Annotated in this window: 16 protein-coding genes; 6 read left to right on the top strand and 10 right to left on the bottom strand. The window is 68.6% G+C overall.

The genetic code is table 11. The features are described 5' to 3' along the window. Positions 1–160: 160 nt before the first annotated feature. On the bottom strand, positions 161–1,435 hold the full coding sequence (locus ACK4K7_RS15745; RefSeq protein WP_431867438.1) for a nucleotide sugar dehydrogenase: 1,275 nt from the start codon (positions 1,433–1,435) through the stop codon (positions 161–163). A gap of 98 nt (positions 1,436–1,533) precedes the next feature. Beyond that, positions 1,534–2,079 carry a hypothetical protein gene (locus tag ACK4K7_RS15740; RefSeq protein WP_431867437.1) on the bottom strand — a complete coding sequence of 182 codons (546 nt, stop codon included), beginning with the start codon at positions 2,077–2,079 and terminating at the stop codon, positions 1,534–1,536. Positions 2,080–2,405: 326 nt separating this feature from the next. Here ACK4K7_RS15740 and ACK4K7_RS15735 point away from each other — a divergent pair, with 326 nt between their 5' ends. After that, positions 2,406–2,642, top strand: a complete 237-nt coding sequence (locus ACK4K7_RS15735) for a hypothetical protein (protein ID WP_431867436.1) — start codon at positions 2,406–2,408, stop codon at positions 2,640–2,642. 134 nt (positions 2,643–2,776) lie between these two features. Continuing rightward, complete coding sequence (locus tag ACK4K7_RS15730; RefSeq protein ID WP_431867435.1) at positions 2,777–3,730, top strand: M48 family metalloprotease; 954 nt, start codon at positions 2,777–2,779, stop codon at positions 3,728–3,730. A 1-nt stretch (position 3,731) separates the two neighbouring features. Here ACK4K7_RS15730 and ACK4K7_RS15725 read toward each other — a convergent pair whose 3' ends face one another. From ACK4K7_RS15725 to ACK4K7_RS15710, 4 genes are read right to left on the bottom strand one after another with little or no spacing between them, the layout of a single operon-like run. Continuing rightward, positions 3,732–4,538 (bottom strand): tryptophan 2,3-dioxygenase, encoded by an 807-nt coding sequence (locus ACK4K7_RS15725; RefSeq protein ID WP_431867433.1) that lies wholly within the window; start codon positions 4,536–4,538, stop codon positions 3,732–3,734. Further along, complete coding sequence (locus tag ACK4K7_RS15720; protein ID WP_431867432.1) at positions 4,538–5,023, bottom strand: DUF411 domain-containing protein; 486 nt, start codon at positions 5,021–5,023, stop codon at positions 4,538–4,540. Before ACK4K7_RS15720 ends, ACK4K7_RS15725 begins: the two co-directional genes overlap by 1 nt. Positions 5,024–5,034: 11 nt before the next feature. Beyond that, positions 5,035–7,122: a RelA/SpoT family protein gene (locus ACK4K7_RS15715; protein WP_431867431.1), complete on the bottom strand. Its 2,088-nt coding sequence runs from the start codon at positions 7,120–7,122 to the stop codon at positions 5,035–5,037. Positions 7,123–7,182: 60 nt separating this feature from the next. Further along, a complete protein-coding gene (locus tag ACK4K7_RS15710) occupies positions 7,183–7,473 on the bottom strand; it encodes a CC_3452 family protein (protein ID WP_431867430.1) in 291 nt (96 codons plus the stop codon). A gap of 115 nt (positions 7,474–7,588) precedes the next feature. On the opposite strand from ACK4K7_RS15710, the gene ACK4K7_RS15705 reads away from it, so the two are divergent. After that, complete coding sequence (locus tag ACK4K7_RS15705; protein ID WP_431867429.1) at positions 7,589–8,074, top strand: winged helix-turn-helix transcriptional regulator; 486 nt, start codon at positions 7,589–7,591, stop codon at positions 8,072–8,074. Here ACK4K7_RS15705 and rpoZ read toward each other — a convergent pair. Then, complete coding sequence (gene rpoZ, locus ACK4K7_RS15700) at positions 8,062–8,406, bottom strand: DNA-directed RNA polymerase subunit omega (protein ID WP_431867428.1); 345 nt, start codon at positions 8,404–8,406, stop codon at positions 8,062–8,064. The genes ACK4K7_RS15705 and rpoZ overlap by 13 nt on opposite strands. A 164-nt stretch (positions 8,407–8,570) precedes the next feature. Between rpoZ and ACK4K7_RS15695 the strand changes: the two genes are divergently transcribed. Next, the gene (locus ACK4K7_RS15695) at positions 8,571–9,707 is read left to right on the top strand and encodes a phospholipase D-like domain-containing protein (protein ID WP_431867427.1); all 1,137 of its coding nucleotides are present in this window, start codon (positions 8,571–8,573) and stop codon (positions 9,705–9,707) included. 12 nt (positions 9,708–9,719) lie between these two features. Here ACK4K7_RS15695 and sdhA read toward each other — a convergent pair whose 3' ends face one another. Both sdhA and ACK4K7_RS15685 read right to left on the bottom strand, forming a co-directional pair. Next, on the bottom strand, positions 9,720–11,522 hold the full coding sequence (gene sdhA, locus ACK4K7_RS15690; RefSeq protein WP_431867426.1) for a succinate dehydrogenase flavoprotein subunit: 1,803 nt from the start codon (positions 11,520–11,522) through the stop codon (positions 9,720–9,722). Between the two features lie 149 nt (positions 11,523–11,671). Further along, a complete protein-coding gene (locus ACK4K7_RS15685; protein WP_431867425.1) occupies positions 11,672–12,097 on the bottom strand; it encodes a hypothetical protein in 426 nt (141 codons plus the stop codon). Between the two features lie 281 nt (positions 12,098–12,378). Here ACK4K7_RS15685 and ACK4K7_RS15680 point away from each other — a divergent pair, with 281 nt between their 5' ends. Next, positions 12,379–12,780 (top strand): DUF2141 domain-containing protein, encoded by a 402-nt coding sequence (locus ACK4K7_RS15680; RefSeq protein WP_431867439.1) that lies wholly within the window; start codon positions 12,379–12,381, stop codon positions 12,778–12,780. Continuing rightward, the gene (locus ACK4K7_RS15675; RefSeq protein ID WP_431867423.1) at positions 12,780–14,243 is read left to right on the top strand and encodes a carotenoid oxygenase family protein; all 1,464 of its coding nucleotides are present in this window, start codon (positions 12,780–12,782) and stop codon (positions 14,241–14,243) included. The genes ACK4K7_RS15680 and ACK4K7_RS15675 overlap by 1 nt, the downstream gene beginning before the upstream one ends. 4 nt (positions 14,244–14,247) lie before the next feature. Here the strand turns inward: ACK4K7_RS15675 and ACK4K7_RS15670 are convergent, their stop codons facing one another. After that, positions 14,248–15,036, bottom strand: a complete 789-nt coding sequence (locus tag ACK4K7_RS15670; protein ID WP_431867422.1) for a LytTR family DNA-binding domain-containing protein — start codon at positions 15,034–15,036, stop codon at positions 14,248–14,250. Positions 15,037–15,050 lie beyond the last annotated feature (14 nt).

Raw genomic sequence — 15,050 nt, 5'->3', positions numbered from 1 at the left:
AGAAAACCCTCCCCCCCTCCGCCCCCTCCGCTCCTGCCTCCCAAAGGCCGCCTGCGACGACGTCCCTAAACGCTCTGCTGGCGGAGCGGCGGCGGCAGGCGCTGTTACCCCTCCACCACAGCCTTCGCGGCGGTCCCCTCCTTTTTTGGGAAGAGTGGCGCTAGAGGGTCCAGCGGTCGACGCCGACCAAGGTGCGGAGCTTGTAGAGGTTCTTGAGGTCGGCGAGGAGGCCGCCTTCGTTCAGCATGCCGCGCAGCCGCTCGTCGCCCAGTTCGGCATAAGCGGCGTGCGGGACCGCGACCACCACGGTGTCGTAGGAGCGGTCGAGCGCGTCGAGATCGATCTCCACGTCATATTCGTGGCGCGCCTCGGCCGGATCGGCCAGCGGATCGTGGATGGTGATGGCGTGGCCGAGCTCTTCCAGTCGGCGGATGAGGTCGATCACCCTGCTGTTGCGGAGGTCCGGCACATTCTCCTTGAAGGACAGGCCCATGATCAACGCGCTGCCCGCCTTGCCGCGGCGCTCATGGATGCAGTCGGCGACCCAGGCGCCCATCCGGTCGTTGATCGCGCGGCCGGACAGGATCACCTTCGGATCGATGCCGAGCTGCTGGGCGCGGAAGCTCAGATAATAAGGATCGACGCCGATGCAGTGGCCGCCGACCAGGCCCGGCTGGAACTTCAGGAAGTTCCACTTCGTCCCCGCCGCCTCGAGCACGTCCCAGATCGACAGATCGAGTTTGGAGAAGATCTGAGTGATCTCGTTCATGAAGGCGATGTTGATGTCGCGCTGCGCATTTTCGATCACCTTGGCCGCCTCGGCCGCCTTGATCGACCGGGCGCGGAAGGTGCCCGCGCTGGTCACCCGGCCGTAAATCTCGCAGAGCCGGTCGGCGATCTCCTCATTCTCGCCGGCGACGACCTTCACGATCCGGTCGACCGTATGCTCGCGGTCGCCCGGATTGATCCGCTCCGGGCTGTAGCCGAGGAAGAAGTCGCGGCCGCGCGTGAGGCCCGACACCTCTTCGATCAGCGGCCCGCAAATCTCTTCGGTAACGCCGGGATAGACGGTGCTTTCGTAGACGATGATCGGTTGGCGGGCGCCGTCGAGCAGGCCGGCCACGGCCTTGGTCGCGCCGATCACCGGGCCGAGATCGGGCTTGCAATCCTCGTCGACCGGTGTGGGGACGGTGACGATATAGACGTCGGCGCCCGTACAGTCGGCGGGATCGTGGGTGAGGCGGAGCGAGGTGGCCGCGAGCGCCTCGGGCTCGACCTCGTTGGTCCGGTCCCGCCCCTCCCGCAGTTCCTCCACCCGCCGGCGGTCGATGTCGAGGCCGGTCACTTCATAGGTGCGGGCGAGCGCGACGGCGAGCGGCAGGCCCACATAGCCGAGGCCCACGACGACGATGTGCGGAAGGGAAGGCGCGGTCATGGCTTCCATCTCTTTCAGGAAAGATGCGGCGGAGGATCGGAGGTTTGCCCGCCGGCTATCAGTCGCAACGCGTCGCCAAAGTCAAGCGGGCGGCGGGCTCAGCGCGCCGGCTGGCGCAGAAAGGCGGCGCGGCGGCGTTCCAGCCACGCGCGATTCTCGCGCGTCAGATGTTCGGCATAAGAGCGCGGCTTCTTCATCAGCGCGGCGGGAGTGGAGGCCCGCATGCCGAGCGCCGCCGCCACCCGCGCGACGAAGAAGACGCAATTCTGGCGATTGAGATTGTAGCTGGGCTGCGGAAGCGAGCGCCATTCCTCGACGATTCGCATCACCGCGTCATATTCCGCATCGCTCAAGGTGAAGCGGAAATGCGGGTCGCTGCTCGCGATGTAGCGCGCATCCGCCGAGATGATCTCGCCGCGCACCGAACCCAGGAGAATCGCCGGGGTGACATGTGTGGCCGTAAAGCCATAGTTGGCATCGATTCTTTCCCCGCTCCTGTTGAGCGTGCCGGAAAGCGTGATGAAAGCGTGCGGAAAATGTGAGCCATATTCACGCGAATAGAAGGTGATATCGACCGCCGCGCTTGCCGTGGAGGGGCCGAGGAACAGCGCAGCCGCCGCGATCAGCAGGACGAATCTGGTCAAAAACCCACCGGCACCCATCTTTCCGCAACTCCCTCACGCTCACTGCGAAGCCCTTGCATGAAAAGGAGAATCTCTCCTTCGGGCACCCTGATAGCTGCTTTTCCCGCTAGGCGCGCACAACTCAACCCCAAAATGGAGAACGGCGCGGACCTTTTGCACGGGAAGGACGTTCGGGGGGTTCAGCTTTCGTCAACGGATGGTTGGTAGCTGGGCTCAACTGGAACAACGAGCCTTGCGCATCTGAAGGGCTGGACAGCCAAGCCGCCCTCGGATAATCAGGGCTCGAAATTCAAAGTCGATATTTGTGTACGAAGGGAGAAGCTGACGTGGTTTTCAAGGGATTTGTCACTGCGGCCGCATCGGTTGCGCTGATGGCCGGTTCGACCGTCGCCGCCGCGCAGTCCGCGCCGGTTGCCGCTCCGGCGGTTGAGTCGGTTGAGGAAGGCAGCGAGATGTTCGGCCGTGGCGGCTTCGTGATCCCGCTGATCGCGATCATCGCCATCATCCTCGGCATTCTCGCCGCGACCCGTGACGGCAGCGACAAGCCGCCGGTCAGCCCGTAACGGGCCTGCCGGCTAGCCGGTAGCTATTCAGGATTGGGCCGGGTGAAGGATGCTTCGCCCGGCCCTTTTCGTTGCATGGGTTCCTCCGCATCCCGAATGATGGTTCGGAAGATGGTCTCGCGGGGCAGGAGTTGATGTTGCCTTTCATCGTCCGACTCGTCGCGGGGCTTCTGCTCTTCGCCGCGCCACCTGCGCTCGCTGCGCCGCAGGGCGGCAGTCACCTGCGCCCGGACGATCATCGCGTGGCCGAGGTCGCCTGGCGGCTGGCGGTCCGCGGCGCGCCGTTCTGCCCGGCGCCGCATCCGCTCACCGGACTGCTGCTCCACCATCTTCCCGAATATGCGCCGGCCGACCGCCCCGCCTTTGTCCGCGAACATCGGCTCGACCGGGGACCCGGCATCCTGTCGGTCGTCGCCGACAGCCCCGCGGCGGCCGCCGGGCTGCGCGCCGGCGACGTGCTGCTGGCGGTGAACGGCGCCGCTTTCCCCTCGCCCGCCGCGATGGCGGCCGAGCGGGACCGGCGCCGCTGGCGGCCGATGGTGGAGGCGAGCGAGGCGCAGCTGGAGGCGGCGCTCCAGGCCGGGCCGGCGCGGCTCACCGTGCTGCGCGGCGGCGAATCGTTCGAAACCACGCTTGCGCCCCGGCCAGGCTGCCCGATGCGGATCCGGCTCGCGCGCTCGCCGCAGAACAACGCCTTTGCCGACGGGCGCTACGTGGTGATGACGAGCGCGCTGCTCGCCTTCCTCGAATCGGACGACGAACTCGCCGCCGTGCTCGCCCATGAGCTTGCCCACAACGTCCTCGGCCACCGCCAGCGGCTCGCCGATCAGCGCGTGCCGCGCGGGCTGCTGCGCGGCTTCGGCCGGAACGGCGCCCGGGTGCGCGCGACCGAGCTGGAGGCGGACCGGCTGTCGGCCAGCCTGCTGTGGGCCGCCGGCTACGATCTCGACGCGGCGCCGCGCCTGTGGCGGCGCTATCACGCAAGCTTCGGCGGCGGCGACCCGCTGTTCCGCACCCATCCCGGCCTCGGCACCCGCGAGCGGCTGTGGGAAGAGGCGAAGGTCGCGCTCGGCTCGTCGCGCCCCTGAGCTAGAGCTTGGTGCGCAGCGTCCAGAGTTCGGGGAAGGCGCGCTTGGGCAGGGTCGACTGCAGATAGGGAACGCCCGGCGTGCCGCCGGTCCCGCGCTTCAGGCCGATGATCCGCTCCACGGTCACGACATGCTTGTGCCGCCAGGTTGCGAGCGAATCGTCGAGATCGACCAGCTTTTCCGCTAGCTGGTAGAGCGGCCACCAGCGCGCGGTGTCGCGATAGACCTGCAGCCAGGCGTCCTCGACCTCCGCGCTCGGCCGGTAGGGCTGCGACCAGTCCCGGTCCAGCACCTCGTTCGGTAGCGGGATGCCCGCCCGCGCCAGAGCGGCATTGGCTTCGTCCCACAGGCTGGGCGCGGCGAGCGCCTCGGCGAGCGCGCGGTGCGGGTCCGAACCTTCCTCCTGGAACTTGAGATGCCCGCCTTCCTTCAGGCCCAGCATGAATTCGACCTGGCGGAACTGGGCCGACTGGAAACCGCTCGACGTGCCGAGCACGTCGCGGAAGCGGGTGTAATCGGACGGGGTGAGCGTTGCGAGCACGTCCCAGCTCAGCGTCAGCACCGACTGGATGCGCGAGACCCGCGACAGGATCTTGTGGACCTCGATCAGCCGGTCGGCGCGGATGAGATCCCGAGCGAGCCTCAGCTCCCTGATCGTCTGCTTGAACCAGAGCTCCTTGGTCTGGTGGATGACGATGAACAGCAATTCGTCATGATGGTCGGACACCGGATGCTGGGCCGACAGGATCGGCTCCAGCGACAGATATTCGCCATAGGTCATGTCGCGGGCGTCGCGGCGGTCCTTCATCACGATTGCCCGTGCCGCGCCCACACCGTCCGCCGTCCGCCGCCGAAGGCGATCACGTCGTAGGGCTCGCGGCGGTTGTGGCCGACGTCCATGCCCGGCGATCCGAGCGGCATGCCGGGGACGGCGAGCCCGGCCCAGGCCGCGCCGCGCGTGTCGATCAGGCGGCGGATGTCGGCGGGCGGCACATGGCCTTCCACCACCACGCTGCCGATCCGTGCCGTGTGGCAGGACCAGAGGTCCTGGGGCACCCCGTTGGCGCTCTTCAGCGCGGCCATGTCGGCGATCTCGCGCACCTCCATCCGCCGGCCGAACAGCGCCTCCACCCGTGCCTGCCATTCCAGGCAGCAACCGCAGCCCGGGCTGTGCCACATGGTGAAGCCCGCCGCCCGCCGCGTGGCGGACGCCGGCAGCGGCAGCCCGGCGGCGATCAGCAGCCCGGCGGCGCCGAGGCCAAGGCAGAAGGTGCGGCGATCGATCCTGTCCATATCCTCTTGTCCTACAGGCGCTCGGCCGTGGAGACGACGTCGGTCGCCCGCAGCGCGGCCAGGATGCGCATCAAATGCGGCAGATCGTGCACCTCGATGTCGAGGTGGAAGGTGTGGAAGGCGCCGTCCCGGCTCGCCTGCTCCATCGACACGATGTTGGCGCCGTGGCTGCCGAGGATGGTGGCGATCACCGCCAGCGATCCGGGCTCGTTCTTGATGACGGTGGCGAGCCGGGCGGTGCCGCCGTCGGTCTCGTCGCCCCAGGCGAGGTCGACCCAGTCGGCATCCACTCCGTCGGCGAGCCGCTCGCAGCCGATCATATGGACCTCGATCCCCTCGCCCTCGCGGCGCAGGCCGACGATCCGGTCGCCGGGAATCGGGTGGCAGCATTCGGCGAGGTCGAAGGCGACGCCCGGCGTCAGACCCTTGATCGAGATGGCGCGGCGCTGCGGCGGCGGCTTGATGCCGTCGGTGGAGGCGGAGCCGGGCATCAGCGCCTCCATCACCTGCACGTCGTCCACCCGCTTCAGAGCGATCGCCTCCATCAGCGCGTCGTCGTCGTGGAGATGCAGCCGCTTCAGCGCCTCGGCGATCGCTTCCCAGCCGAGCGGGGCGGGCAGGCGCTGGACGATCTCGTCGAAAATCTTGCGGCCGAGCGCGATCCTCTCCTCCCGCTCCTTCGACTTCACGAAGCGGCGGATCTTGGCCTTGGCCTTGCCGGTGACGACGAAGTTGAGCCAGGCGGGCTGCGGATGCTGCGCCTTGGAGACGAGGATCTCCACCTGGTCGCCATTTTCCAGCGGCGTGCGGAGCGGCATCACCCGGCCGTTCACCTTGGCTCCCACGGTCTGGTCGCCGAGATCGGTGTGGACGGCATAGGCGAAATCGACCGGAGTCGCGCCTTTGGGAAGCTGGATCAGCTCGCCCTTCGGTGTGAAGGCGAAGATCCGGTCCTGGTACATCGCCATGCGGGTATGTTCGAGCAGCTCCTCGGCCGAGGCGGCATGGTCGAGAATCTCGATCAGGTCGGTGATCCAGGGGTGCTGGGTGCGGGCGGCGTCCTTGCCTTCCTTATAGGCCCAGTGGGCGGCCAGGCCGTGCTCGGCCCGGGCGTGCATCTCGGCGGTGCGGATCTGGATCTCGATCCGCATCTTCTCGTCATGGATGACGGTGGTGTGGAGCGAGCGATAGCCGTTGCGCTTGGGCGTCGAGATGAAGTCCTTGAAGCGGCCCGGCACCATCGGCCAGCGCTGATGGATGAGGCCGAGCGTGCGGTAGCATTCGTCGATCGATCCGACGATCGCGCGAAACGCCATGATGTCGGACAATTGTTCGAAGCTCACATGGCGCTCGGCCATCTTGCGCCAGATCGAATAGGGGTGCTTCTCGCGGCCCTGCACCTCCGCCTCGACGCCATGGGCCTCGAGATGCGCCTTGATGCCGCGGCCGATCCGCTCGATCAGGTCGCCGCCGCCGCGATGGAGCTGCTCCAGCCGCTTGGTGATGGACTCGTAGGCGTCCGGCTCCAGCTCGCGGAAGGCCAGCGTCTGCATCTCGGTCATGAATTCGTACATGCCGATCCGCTCCGCGAGCGGGGCGTAGATGTCCATCGTCTCGCGGGCGATGCGGCGGCGCTTCTCCTCGCTGCGGATATGATGGAGGGTGCGCATGTTGTGGAGCCGGTCGGCGAGCTTCACCAGCAGCACGCGGATGTCGCCGGACATGGCCAGCAGGAACTTGCGCAGATTTTCGGCGGCGCGCTGGCTTTCGGTCTGCGCCTCGATCTTGGACAGCTTGGTGACGCCGTCGACCAGCCGCGCGACATTCTTGCCGAACGTCTTCTCGATCTCCTCGGGCGTCGCGACCGTGTCCTCGATCGTGTCGTGAAGGATGGCGGTGACGATCGTCTCGTCGTCCAGGCGCAGGTCGGTGAGGATGCCGGCCACCTCGATCGGGTGGCTGAAATAGGGATCGCCCGAAGCGCGCTTCTGCGTCCCGTGCTTCTGCATCGAAAAGACGTAGGCGCGGTTGATCATCGCCTCGTCGGCGTCCGGGTCGTAGGACCTTACCTTTTCGAGCAGTTCATATTGCCTGAGCACCGCACCACCATGTGGTGCGGTGCCCCTTGGTTGCAATGCAAAAAACGCCGTTTGCGCGGATCAGCGCGCGCGGGCGTTGCACTTGTCGAGCTGTTCGGCGGCAAAGGCGGTGCCGTTGGCCGAGAAGCTCGCCAGCGCGCCCACTTCGCGGACCAGCGCCTGACAGGCGACTTCGGCGCGGCTGTTGCCGCGCGGCGCGGCGCAGGCGCCGCCGGCGCACTTCCACACCGCGTCGCGGGTCACGACCGTCTCCTTGGTCGGCGCGGCGACCGGCTGCGCCAGATAATGAGAAGAGGTGGCGAGCGCCGGAGCCGAGACGAAGGCGAGCGCGAGCAAGGCGGTGCGAAGCATCTGAATTCTCCCTGGATTAGTAGCTGCACGCAACCTATAGCAATGTCAGTTGCGATTCGCAACGCGAAATCGCCGGGAGTTCGACAATGGCGAAAAAAGCTCTAGGTTGGCCGGCGTGGTGAGATCCGAGCACAAGGTCGCCGTCCTGTCGGAATGCGCGCTGCCGCTCGCCCTGGAAGCGGTGGGGGAGCGCTGGTCGTTCCTGATCCTGCGCGGCGCGTTCAACGGCCTCGCCCATTTCGAGGAATTCCAGTCGACGCTCGGCATCGCCCGCAACATCCTGTCCAACCGGCTGGCGCGGCTGGTCGAACATGAAATCCTGCAGCGCGAGCCCGATCCGGCCGACCGGCGCAAGGTCGCCTATCGCCTGACCGCCAAGGGGCGGGACCTGCTGCCCGCTCTGATCGCGTTGCGCCAATGGGGCGAGCGCTGGGTGGCGGGCTGCCCCAGCAATCCGGTGCTGGTCGACAAGCAGAGCCGCCGTCCGGTGCAGGCGATGGCGGTCCGCGCGGCCGACGGGCGACCGCTCGGGCTCAGCGAACTGGAATGGCTGGACCAGTCGGAACTGCCGCCCGGAGCGCCGGGCGATCAGCCCTCGTAATCGCCGCCGACATTGGTGTTGCGGGGCGGCGCGGCCGCGGTGAGGCGCAGCGCTTCGGCCGACGCGCTCAGCGAGCCGACCTCGTCCGGCGCTTCCTCGTCGTCCACCTGCACGCGCTGCAGCGAACCGACCAGCGCCTCTTCCAGGTGGCGGGGACGCACGGTCTCCTCCGCGATCTCGCGCAGCGCGACGACCGGGTTCTTATCGCGGTCGCGATCGATGGTGAGCTCGGCGCCGCCCGAAATCTGCCGCGCCCGCTGGGCCGCGAGCAGCACCAGATCGAAACGGTTCGGGATCTTGTCGACGCAATCTTCGACGGTTACGCGCGCCATGAAGCAGCTCCGCTGGGTTCGGCATGGAGGGAAAGGCGGGCGCCTATCAGCGGGCCGCGCTTCTGTCAATCTTTCGGGGGGCTTGCGCGCCGGCTGCGGGCGTGCGCATGCAGATGGCGATGGCGGACGCGGACGCTCCCAAACGCCTTGCTCCTCCTGCCTTCATGGTGGGCGCCAACCGGCTGACCGTGCTCGCCGACGGGCCGGAGCGGCTCGACGCGCTGATCGCGCTCATCGACGGCGCGCGGCAATCGCTGCGCATCCTTTATTATATCTGGGAAGAAGACGCGTCCGGCACGCGGGTGCGCGACGCTCTGCTGGCGGCGGTGCAGCGGGGCGTGGAGGTGTCGCTGCTGGTCGACGGCTTCGGCGCGTCGGGCGCGAGCGAGGCCTTCTTCCAGCCGCTGGTCGACGCGCGCTGCCGCTTCTGCCGCTTCGTGCCGCGCTGGGGCCGGCGCTACCTGCTGCGCAACCACCAGAAGCTCGCGCTCGCCGACGGCCGGCGGGTGATCGTCGGCGGCTTCAACATCTCCGACGATTATTTCGGCCGGGTGGAGGACGGCGCCTGGCGCGATCTGGGGCTGGAGGTGGAGGGGCCGGACGTCGCCTGCCTCACCGATTATTTCGAGGAGCTGTTCCGCTGGGCCGAGGACAAGCGCGCGCGGATCCGGACGCTGCGCCGGCTGCTCAGCCAGCACAGCATCACCGCCGGGCGGCTCCACTGGCTGTTCGGCGGACCAACGCGGCGGCTCAGCCCCTGGGCGCGTTCGGTGAAGCGCGACATGCTGCGCGCCCGCCGGATCGACATGATCTCCGCTTATTTCGCGCCCGGCCGGGCCATGCTGCGGCGCATCTACGGCATCGCCCGGCGCGGCCGCGCCCGCATCGTGACGGCGGCCAAATCGGACAATCCCGCCACCGTCGGCGCCGCCCGCCACACCTTCCACCGGCTGATGAAGCGCGGCGTCGAAGTCTACGAATATCAGGCGACGAAGCTCCACACCAAGCTGATCGTCATCGACGACGTCGTCCATATCGGATCGGCCAATTTCGACATGCGCAGCTTCTACCTCAACCTCGAGATGATGCTGCGCGTCCACGACGCGAAGTTCGCCAAGGCGATGCGCGCGCTGGTGGATGCCGAGATCGCCGATTCGGAAGGCGTGACGCCCGCCGGCCACGAACTGCGGCGGACCTGGTGGAACAGGATACGCTGGGCGCTGTCCTATTTCGTCGTCGCGACCGCCGACTACAATCTCGCCCGCCGCCTCAATTTCGGCCGCGGGGACGGCGACAATTGAACGCCGCGCCGGTCAGTACACCCGCGCCTTCGGCTTGATATACTGGATCTCGTCGGTGAGCGTGTAATCGTGCACCGGCCGATAGTCGATCGACACGCCGCCGCCCTTGCCGCCCCAGCCGTCGAACCAGGCCACGGTGTGCTTCATCCAGTTGGCGTCGTCGCGCTGCGGATAATCCTCGTGCATGTGGGCGCCGCGGCTTTCCTTTCGGTTGGCGGCCGAATGCATCGTCACCACCGCCTGGGAGATCAGGTTGTCAAGCTCCAGCGTCTCGATCAGGTCGGTGTTCCAGATGAGGCTGCGGTCGACGGTGCTCACATCCTCCATCTGCCGGTAGATGGCGTCGATCCGGCCCTTGCCTTCCTCCAGCGTCTGTTCGGTGCGGAAGACGGCGCAGTCGGCCTGCATCACCTTCTGCATGTTGGCGCGGATCTGCGCGGTGGGGCTGCCGCCGCTCGCGTGGCGGAACCGGTCGAGCCGCGCCAGCGCCATCTCCTCCGCGCCCTTCGGCAGCGGCGGGAGCGCGCTGCCCGGCTTGATGAGATCGCCGACGCGGTGGCCGACCGCGCGGCCGAACACGACGAGATCGATGAGGCTGTTGGAGCCGAGCCGGTTGGCGCCGTGCACCGACACGCAGGCCGCCTCGCCGACCGCGAACAGGCCGGGCACCACCGCGTCCGGATCGCCGTCGCGCAGCGTCACCACCTCGCCATGATAATTGGTCGGGATGCCGCCCATATTGTAGTGGACCGTCGGGACCACCGGCAGCGGCTGGCGGGTGAGGTCGACGCCGGCGAAGATCTTGCCGGTCTCGGTGATGCCGGGCAGGCGCTCGGCCAGGATCTTCGCGTCAATATGATCGAGGTGAAGGTAGATATGGTCCTTGTCCTTGCCGACGCCGCGGCCCTCGCGGATCTCCATCGCCATCGATCGTGACACGACGTCGCGGCTGGCGAGGTCCTTCGCGGACGGGGCGTAGCGCTCCATGAAGCGCTCGCCTTCCGAATTGGTGAGATAGCCGCCTTCGCCGCGCGCGCCTTCGGTGATGAGCACGCCGGCGCCGTAGATGCCGGTCGGGTGGAACTGGACGAATTCCATGTCCTGGAGCGGCAGGCCCGCGCGCAGCACCATCGCGTTGCCGTCGCCGGTGCAGGTGTGGGCCGACGTCGCCGAGAAATAGGCGCGGCCGTAGCCGCCGGTGGCGAGCACCACCGCATGGGCGCGGAAGCGGTGGATCGACCCGTCTTCCATGCAGAGCGCGACGACGCCGCGGCAGGCGCCGTCTTCCATGATCAGGTCGAGCGCGAAATATTCGATGAAGAAGTCCGCGTCATATTTCAGGCTCTGCTGGTAGAGCGCGTGGAGCATGGCGTGGCCGGTGCGGTCCGCGGCGGCGCAGGTGCGCTGCGCGGGCGGGCCTTCGCCCATATTCTGCATCATGCCGCCGAAGGCGCGCTGGTAGATCTTGCCTTCCGCGGTGCGGCTGAACGGCACGCCGGCATGTTCCAGCTCGTAGACGGCGGCCGGCGCCTCGCGGCACAGATATTCGATCGCGTCCTGGTCGCCCAGCCAGTCGGAGCCCTTGACGGTGTCGTACATGTGCCAAGTCCAATGGTCCGCGCCCATATTGCCCAGCGACGCGGCGATGCCGCCTTGGGCGGCGACGGTGTGCGACCGGGTCGGGAAGACCTTGGTGACGCAGGCCGTCTTCAGCCCCTTTTCCGCCGCGCCCATCGTCGCCCTGAGGCCCGACCCGCCGGCGCCGACGACGACGACGTCGTAGACATGATCGATGATCTTGTAGCTGTCGGCCATGGTTCATCCCCACGAAGTGGCATCGGCGGGGCACGGCCCGCATGGTTGATCGAGGGCGCTTTTAGGCGGAACGCCCGCCGTTGCAAGCGCGGCGAGCGGCTGTCCGGGAAGGCTGCCCCCGACCGGTCATGGTTCCCAACGGATGAAGTTCAGGCGCTGCCGTGCCTGCGGCGGACATCGGCCTTTCTGAAAACGCGCCAGGCATTGAATGCAACAACGAGACACAGAATGATGAGAGGCGCAGCGACGGGCAACGGTGAGCTCTGCTCCCCATCCGCCAGAACACCCAATGCCAGGACAAAGCATACGAGCAGAGCTCCAAGATAGACGTCGTGGAACTTGTCCCTGATCAAGAGGCATTTCACCGAGGCGGTGATTGATGCTCCCGCGATCAGGACGATGAAGAGATGGTGGGCCTCTCCGCGAAAAAGCTGCAGATCCTGAGGGAAGAAGGCTGAAACGGCGGCGACCAGCCCGGCGAGGCCCGAAAAGATCGTAACGCCAATCGCAGCGCGCTGATCGAACGATCGCTCCCTAGGTTTCGCTTCCGGGATTTCCGCACCCTCGGGATGCATCGCTTCCTCCGAAGTCCTTGCCGGATGCCCCGATGAGCAATGCGGCGATACCTCACCGGCCGGCTCTCTGCCATAATTGCCACATAATCAATGAGAACAGCATCCAATTTGGACGTTTCAAAGGAAAGACAGGCGGCGCGGCTTGTCCGCCCGCGAAGCGCGAACGGCCGCGGCGCGCCGTCCGCGAAGAACAGGCGGCGACCCGCGAAGCCGCGCTGGCGGCCCCCGGCGATGCGGGGAAGGAGGAGGGGGACCAAACCAACGAAGGAGCCGCCATCGTGATGAGCCTGATCCTGGCGCTTGCCGCCGCCGCCGCCGAACCCGCCGGGAGCGCCCGCCTGACGATCGCGTTCGACACGGCCGCGGGCGAGGGAGCCGTGCTCGTCTCGCTGTTCGACGGCGAGGCGGCCTATCGCGGTGGGGCGCCGGTCCGGCAGGCGCGGGTCGATATCGCGCGGGGCGAGCGCAGCGCGGTCTTCGCCGGCCTTCCGCCGGGAGATTATGCCGCCCGTGCCTTCCACGATCTGGACGGCGACGGGCGCCTGTCGCTCAACCCGTTCGGCATCCCGGTCGAGCCCGTCGGTTTCTCGAACGACGCGCGCGGGGAGATGGGGCCCGCGCCTTGGGAGCGCGCGCGGTTTCGGGTGGCGGGCGAGACCGCGCAGACGATGACGGTGCGCTGATGTCGCCCGCCTGCTCCCGCCGCGCCTTCCTGCTCGGCGCCGCCGCCGCGGTCGCCACGCCGGACATGAGCTGGGCCGCCGCCGCGCTGGCGCGCGCCCGCCACTGGTCGCTCGCGGTGGCCGATGTCCAGGAGGACGTCGCCCCGCGCGCGCTGCGTCTGATCCACGGCCGTCCGCCGGCGGGGCTGACCGGCGCGCTCTACCGCAACGGCCCCGCCCGGTTCCGCCGGCCCGGCGGATCGGCGGCGCACTGGTTCGACGGCGACGGGATGATCCGCCGCTTCCGCATCGCCGACGGGCAGGCAAGCCTCGCCGCGCGCTTCGCCGATACGCCCAAGCGACGGCGCGAGGCCGCGCTCGACGCGATGGTGATGCCGGGCTTCGGCACGCCCGCCGATCCGCGTGCCCGCATGACGGGGCCGGACGATGCCAATGCCGCGAACACGTCGGTGCTCCCGGTCGGCGACCGGCTGTGGGCGCTGTGGGAAGCGGGCTCCCCATGGGTCCTCGATCCGGAGACGCTCGCCAGCCAGGGCTTCCACACGCTTCGCCCCGATCTCAAGTCGATGCCCTTTTCCGCCCATCCCCGGGTGGAGCCGGGCGGGCGCATCTGGAACATCGGCATGAGCGGGGCGCGGGCGATGATCTGGCGGCTTTCGCCGGCGGGCGGCCTCGAGGATGCGGCCGTGATCGACCTGCCACGGGCCAGCTATGTGCACGATTTCACCGTCACGGCCCGCCACCTCGTCCTGGTGCTCCAGCCCTGGATAAGGGAGCGGCCGGCCTTTCCTCTGGCGGACGCTTACGCCTGGAAGCCGGAGGAAGGCACGCAGGTGCTGATCGTCGACAAGGCGGACCTCGGGCGCCGCCGCGTGGCGGAACTGCCCGCCTTCGGCTTCTTCCATCTGGGCGAAGGCTGGGAGGAGCCGGACGGAACCATCCGCTTCGACGTCTGCGCCTATCGCGACATGCGCTTCGCCGGCGAAGGCGCGCGGGCGCTGCTCGAGGGGCGCACGGCGGGCACCACGCCCGCGGAGCTCGCGCTGGCGGTGCTGCCGCCCTCGGACGAGGGGCGCCTGGAGCGGGCGGGGGCGGTCGCGGAATTCCCGAGGAGCCTTGCGGCGCGCGCCGGCCTCCCGCGCCGGCTGACCGTGCACACGGCGGGCGAGGCGGACGGGCGGCCGCTCGCGACCGGTCTCGGCGTCACCGACTGGGAAAGCGGCCGCACCCGCAGGTTCGATTTCGGACCCGGCCATGTCGTCGACGAACTGGTGCCGGTCGCCATGCCGGGCGCGCGGGCGGAGCATGAGGCGTGGCTGATCGGTCCGTCGATCAACCTTCGCGCCGGCGCGACCGAACTCCACGTGTTCGATGCCGCGCATGTCGAAGACGGTCCGATCGCCAGCTGGCGCGCCGATGTCGCGCTGCCGGCCTCCTTTCACGGCCAGTGGGTGGCGGGCTGACCGGTCAGAACCAGCCGGCCGCCCGAAGCGCCCGCGCATAGCGGCGGCTGACCGGCGCGACGAGGCCGCCGTCGAGCGTCAGGGTCGCCCGCCCGTCGCCGCGCGCCGCGCCGCGCACCGCGTCCCGCGCCACCCACCAGCTCCGGTGCGTCTGCGCGCCTTCGACGCCGTCCAGCTCCGCGAGGGCGTCGGACAGGCGCATCAGGATGAGGTGCGATCCAAGGTCGGTGTGGACGCGCAGATAATGGTCTTCCGCCTGCACCGCGATCAACCGTCCGGCACGCAGGTGGAGCGGCAGGCGCGCGACGAACTTCGGCGGCCCGGCCACGGCGGCGGCATGGGTGCGCACCGGCGTGGCGCGGCGGAGGAACACGCCCATCGCGCACATCGCGGCCGTGACCGAGACCACCGGAATCGCCAGCTCCGCGAGGCGCGAGAGCGGGTAGAGCGCCCCGCCGAAGAACAGCCCCGTCGCCGCCCAGACGAACAGGCACATCGGCGCCGCGACGAGGGCCGTCAGCGCCGCCACGAAGGTCCAGGGCCGCGCGTCCCCGTCGAGGCGGGGCGCGAGCAGGCGCTGGCACGCCTCCCCCCAGGCCGCGCCCACCGCCATCACGAGCGTCCAATAGACCAGCCGCTCGAGGAACGGCGCCTCGCCTGTCCCGAACGCCCCCGCCAGCGCCAGCAGCGCCGCCGCGCCGAGCGCCACCGCCGCGCCCTGCGCCAGATCGCGCCCGCGCTCCGGCGAGAGAAAGCGTCCTGCGCGCCGTTCCAGCGGGCTCGTCGGTGCCATCGTCACGAGGTCGC

Source organism: Allosphingosinicella sp. (assembly GCF_046295735.1).
Taxonomy (GTDB): domain Bacteria; phylum Pseudomonadota; class Alphaproteobacteria; order Sphingomonadales; family Sphingomonadaceae; genus Allosphingosinicella.
Note: the sequence above shows the minus strand (reverse complement) of the source record. Positions and strands in the feature narration are given on the sequence as shown.